Source organism: Methanobrevibacter sp. 87.7 (assembly GCF_002208625.1).
Classification (GTDB): Archaea; Methanobacteriota; Methanobacteria; order Methanobacteriales; family Methanobacteriaceae; genus Methanarmilla.
Genome location: NZ_MRCT01000131.1, coordinates 1 through 5,191, shown reverse-complemented (window position 1 = coordinate 5,191; position 5,191 = coordinate 1). Strand labels below are relative to the sequence as shown.

Sequence of the window (5,191 nt, the reverse complement as noted above, 5' to 3'; positions counted from 1 at the left end):
AAATATAATAGGACGAAAATAAAAATAATTTAAAAACAAGTTAAAAAAATAAACAAAACAATAGATAAAATAAAAAACTTAAAAATAAAAATAAAAAACTTAAAATTAATAAAAATAGTTTAAATTATAAAAAATCTTAATTATTTTAAAATCTTTTTTTTAAAAAAAAAAAAAAAAAAAAATAAGTAGTAATTAAACTACTTATTTTAAAAATATTTATTTAATATATAATTTAGATGTAGTTGTTTTTGCTTCAAATAAACTATCACCAGCAAATCTAGTAGTTACAGTATAAGTTCCTCTTTTATTAATTGAAACTTTAATATTTGCAACACCTTTACTATTAGTTTTTGCAGTATATGTTTTACCATTAACAGTAACTTTAACAGTTCTACCAACAGCATTTACATAAGAATTACCAATAGCTTTTTTACCTTTTAAAGTAACAACAATAACTTTATTTTTATTGTATACACCAAATGTTTTTGCTGGAACAGATAAAACAGTAGGTTTTTTAGTAATAGTGATTTTATTTACTACAAAACTACCAGTATAATCATCATCACCTAAAAATGCAACAGCAAATGTGTAAATACCAGACCATGCAAGATTAATTTGAAGTTTTGCAACACCTTTTTCATCAGTAGTTACATTGTATACTACACCATTAAATCCAATACTTACTGGTTTATTTGCTAATACAGTACCGTTAACATCACGAAGAACTACAGTGAAGTATCCTCCACGTTCACCATTATAAAAGTCAACAGCCATTTGATTAAAGTCAGATGAAACTATTTGAGTATTATGTCTAACTGGAGCTTTTACAACAATAATAATTTTATCAGATGCAGAAGATCCAAGATAACTTTCATTACCTGCATAATTAACAGCAAAGTCCATTTTACCAACAAGATCATTAACTGAAGCAGTACCATTAACATCAGTTATTAAATTACCAGCATCAGTTCCATTAATTGAGTAAGTAATTGGAGCATCAGCAATAGGATTTCCTTCTTTATCAAATAATTTTACAATAACAGTACCATTTTCATCAACATCAATAATAATATTAATATCATATTGTGAAACTGAGAAAGTAGAACTTGCACTTGATGATTTATATTCTCCATCACCTGGGAAGTTAGCAAGAACCTCAACATTAGGATTAATTGCTAAACCACTTACAATAAGTTTTCCAATACCATCAGTAGTATCTACTTCATATTCTTTACCATTAACAGTAACTTTAACGGTTTTATTTAATCCAATATTATTATAACCAGTTAAATTAACTAAAATTTCAGCATCTTTACCATAAACAATATTATTAACAATGATTTTTATATTAGAATCAAAACCATAGAAATCATAAGGTGTATTATTAATAAAAGTATTGTTTTCAAGTGATAAAGGAGAAGTACTATTAAAAATAGCACCAGCATAATTTTCAGCAGTGTTATCTATGAATTTAGAATCTTTTACATTTAATTCTGTATTAATACCTATAATAGCACCACCAAGATCTTTAGCAGTATTATTAACAAAAGAACAATTATTTATATCAGCAAAAGAACCAACAATTTTAATTGCCCCACCTTGTTTAGCAGTATTATTCTCAAACAAAGAATTCTTAATCACAACAGATTTAGGAGAAGTACCTGAAATAGCAGCACCACTACTAGCATCAGTTCCAGGAGAACCAATACCTGAAGCAGTATTATTAACAAATGAACAAGAATCAACATTTAAAACAGTGTTAAAATCTGCAAAAATACAATTACCAAACAAAGCAGTATTATTAACAAAATTACTATTAACAACAGTCAAATTACTTAAAACATCATCACTATAAGACCCTGAATAAATAGCAGCACCATAACAACCACTATTATTAACAAACTCAGAATCAGCAACAGAAACATTACCATCAATTGAGCAGACAACAGCATCCACTAAATCACCAGCATTACCTTTACGAGGCACAAGATCCTTAAGATTATTAGTAAACCTAGAATCACTAACAACAACAGTACCAGCCATATTAAAAATAGCAGCACCACCATTATCTACATTCCTAGACCTATCAACAATATCATTACCATCAAAAGTAGAACCAGACACAGTAACAAAACCATTGCCATTATAAACACCAGCACCTCTACTAACAGCAGTGTTATTAATGAAAGAACAGTTTTTTAAAATTAAAGTACCATAATTAGTAATTGCACTACCAAAATCACTATTTGCATTTTTAAAGGTTAAACTATCTAAAGTTACAGTTACACCTTTATTAATAACAAATATTTTAGATTCATCTTTAGCATCAATAGTGACATCTGCACCATCAGCACCTTTAATTGTTAAATCTTTATTTATAACAATACCAGTATCCTTAAGATTAGAATCAGTATCATAATATGTATAATTGCTATCTAAATTAATATTACATGTATCATCATCAATTACTTTATTATTTAAATCAGTAAAAGAATCATCATTATTCTCATTTAATATAGTATTATCATTTACAACAGATTGATTTTGTACATCAGAACTCACATCAGTAGCACTGATTGCTCCAATACATAATAAAGAAACAACAATAACAGAAATAAAAAGAACAATATTTTCTTTTCTCAAAGTTATTCCCCCTATAATTAATAAAAGGATATAATCCAATATTAAATTAATAACTTCAATAATAAATATAAAAAAATATTATTTAATAATAATCAAATAATTGTAAAATATAAATTAAATATTTACATTTTAAAAATAAAATTTAAAAAAATTGAATATACCCCCTTTGTACATACTAAATCCCTATAAGTTATTTTAAGGTATTATAAGATTATTATAATATGTACAATATCTAATTAGATTTATAGCTATATAAATATTTTTATTTGAATCTAAGAAAAATAAATATATAATACTAATTTTTATTTGTAAGCTAAAAAACATGAAAAAGAAATTAGACATCTAAAAACAAAAAATATGTAAAAATAAAAAATAAGAACAAAATAAAAACTAAATAAAAATTAAAAATAAAATAAAAAAGATAAAATTAATTATCTTTTTCTACCTTTATTATACATAGCAGCAGCACCAACAACAACAGCACCAATTAAGATAGCAATTGGTAAACCAGTGTTTTGCATTCCAGTAGTATTTGAACCATTGGTATTATTATTAGTACCATTAGGTAATGAACCATTACCACTTGAATTATTTGAAGGATTTGAATTTGATGAGAATAATGAACCTAAGCCAAGTCCACCACTTAACCCGGAATTTGAACTACTATTACCAGTTCCAGGAATATTAGTATCTAATGAAGGTCCACCAGCACTTACAGGATCACCATATATAGTATCACCTGCATACTGTAATATAGCACTATAACTATTTAATTTATCATTAAATCCAGTAATCATTGCACTTGTTGGAACATTACCATTTGAAGCTTTATAAACTCCATCAGGAGTTACACCAATAACTTTACCATTTTTCCAATAAATTTCTAAAGTACCATAATCATGACCAAGTAAACTAGCATAAGGACTAGTATTAACTCTTGTAACTCTATCATATGGTTTTACAAATGTTGAATTTTGAGATGGATCAACAGTTGAATTATCTGTTGAATTATTTACACTAGTACTATTATTAGGATAAATAGATTCACCAGATAAATAGCTAGAATATTGGTTTAATTGATCATTATAATTAGTAATCATATCACTTGATGATACATTACCATTTTTATTATTAAATGTACCTTCTGGAGTAACACCAATAATTTTTCCATCTTTCCAATAAACTTCAAGTTTTCCTAAATCTTTACCAATAACTGATTTATAAGGACTAAAATTAACTAAAGTAACTTTATCATAAGGATATGATGAAGCACCATCACCCAATAAATCAATATCACTACTTGAAAATGATAATAAATTATCTAAATCTAAACTATCAGAACTAGAACTAGCAAGATTATTATTTGAATATGAATTATCAGAACTTGAAAAATCAAATAATCCATTTAAATCAAAATCATTAGAATCTGATAATAAAGAAGAATCATTATCATCAAAATTACTTGATGCAGAAACTGCAGAAATTCCAATTAATGTAATTAAAATTAATGAAATAAAAATTAAACTTTTTGAATTTTTCATACAAATTTCTCCATTTATTAATATTAATATTTAGATAATAATTTTATATAATACTTACTAAAAAATTTCATACATAATCCAAAAATAATCCAAAAATAATAGAGAATAAATAAAATTAAAGAATTAAAATTACACATATATTAAATAATGTCCAATAACTGATTAATATCAATATCTAAAATTTTAAAATAAATTAAATTAAACAAAAAATAAATAAAAATATTCAAAAATTATAATATAATTAATAAAAAGTGTTAAAAATGAAAATTGAAGATAAAAATATCTTAAGAAATAAGATTTGGAAAAAAATATATGAAAATAATTTATCATTAAGAAAAAATGGAGATTATGGAAAAATTCCAAATTTTAAAGGAAAAGTAGAAGCAGCTAAACTACTTAGAAACACTAAGGAATGGAAAAATTCTAAAATAATATTTTGTAGTCCTGATTCAGCACAAGCTCCAGTCCGTAAATTTGCTCTAGATGATAATAAAAATCTTATAATGGCTAGTCCTAATTTAACAAATGGATATTTATTTTTAGATGGAAAAAATATTAAAAATACAGATGAAGCTGCAGATAATAAAAAAGCATTTAAATATCAATCTAAAATTGATAAATATCCTAAAATAGACCTTGTAATTGAAGGATCAGTAGCAGTAGATAGAAAAGGCCACCGTATAGGAAAAGGTAAAGGATATGGTGATAGAGAAATTAAAGATTTATATGAAAAATCTTTAATAAACTTAAATACACCAATAATTACAACAATTCATAAACTTCAATTAGTTGATTATGTACCTACAGAAAAACATGATATGAAAATAAATATGATTGTTACAAATGAAAATGTATTAAGAATTAATAATAAATAAAACTTTTTTTTAAAAACTTAAATTAAATATTTTAAATAAATTTAAACAAAATTTTTAAGAATAAAAAACTTAAATTAAATATTTTAAATAAATTTAAACAAAAAATAGTAAAAAACAAGACTATAATAGAAA

At 24.3% G+C, this 5,191-nt stretch carries 3 protein-coding genes; 1 reads left to right on the top strand and 2 read right to left on the bottom strand.

The window, feature by feature from the left end; translation table 11 throughout:
- Positions 1 to 216 precede the first annotated feature (216 nt).
- Positions 217 to 2,643, bottom strand: coding sequence for a hypothetical protein (locus BGI41_RS06495; protein WP_088539671.1), 2,427 nt, complete (start codon positions 2,641 to 2,643; stop codon positions 217 to 219).
- 431 nt (positions 2,644 to 3,074) lie between these two features.
- Positions 3,075 to 4,184 carry a hypothetical protein gene (locus BGI41_RS06490; protein WP_088539669.1) on the bottom strand — a complete coding sequence of 370 codons (1,110 nt, stop codon included), beginning with the start codon at positions 4,182 to 4,184 and terminating at the stop codon, positions 3,075 to 3,077.
- A 260-nt stretch (positions 4,185 to 4,444) separates the two neighbouring features.
- Between BGI41_RS06490 and BGI41_RS06485 the strand changes: the two genes are divergently transcribed.
- On the top strand, positions 4,445 to 5,059 hold the full coding sequence (locus tag BGI41_RS06485; RefSeq protein WP_088539667.1) for a 5-formyltetrahydrofolate cyclo-ligase: 615 nt from the start codon (positions 4,445 to 4,447) through the stop codon (positions 5,057 to 5,059).
- Positions 5,060 to 5,191 lie beyond the last annotated feature (132 nt).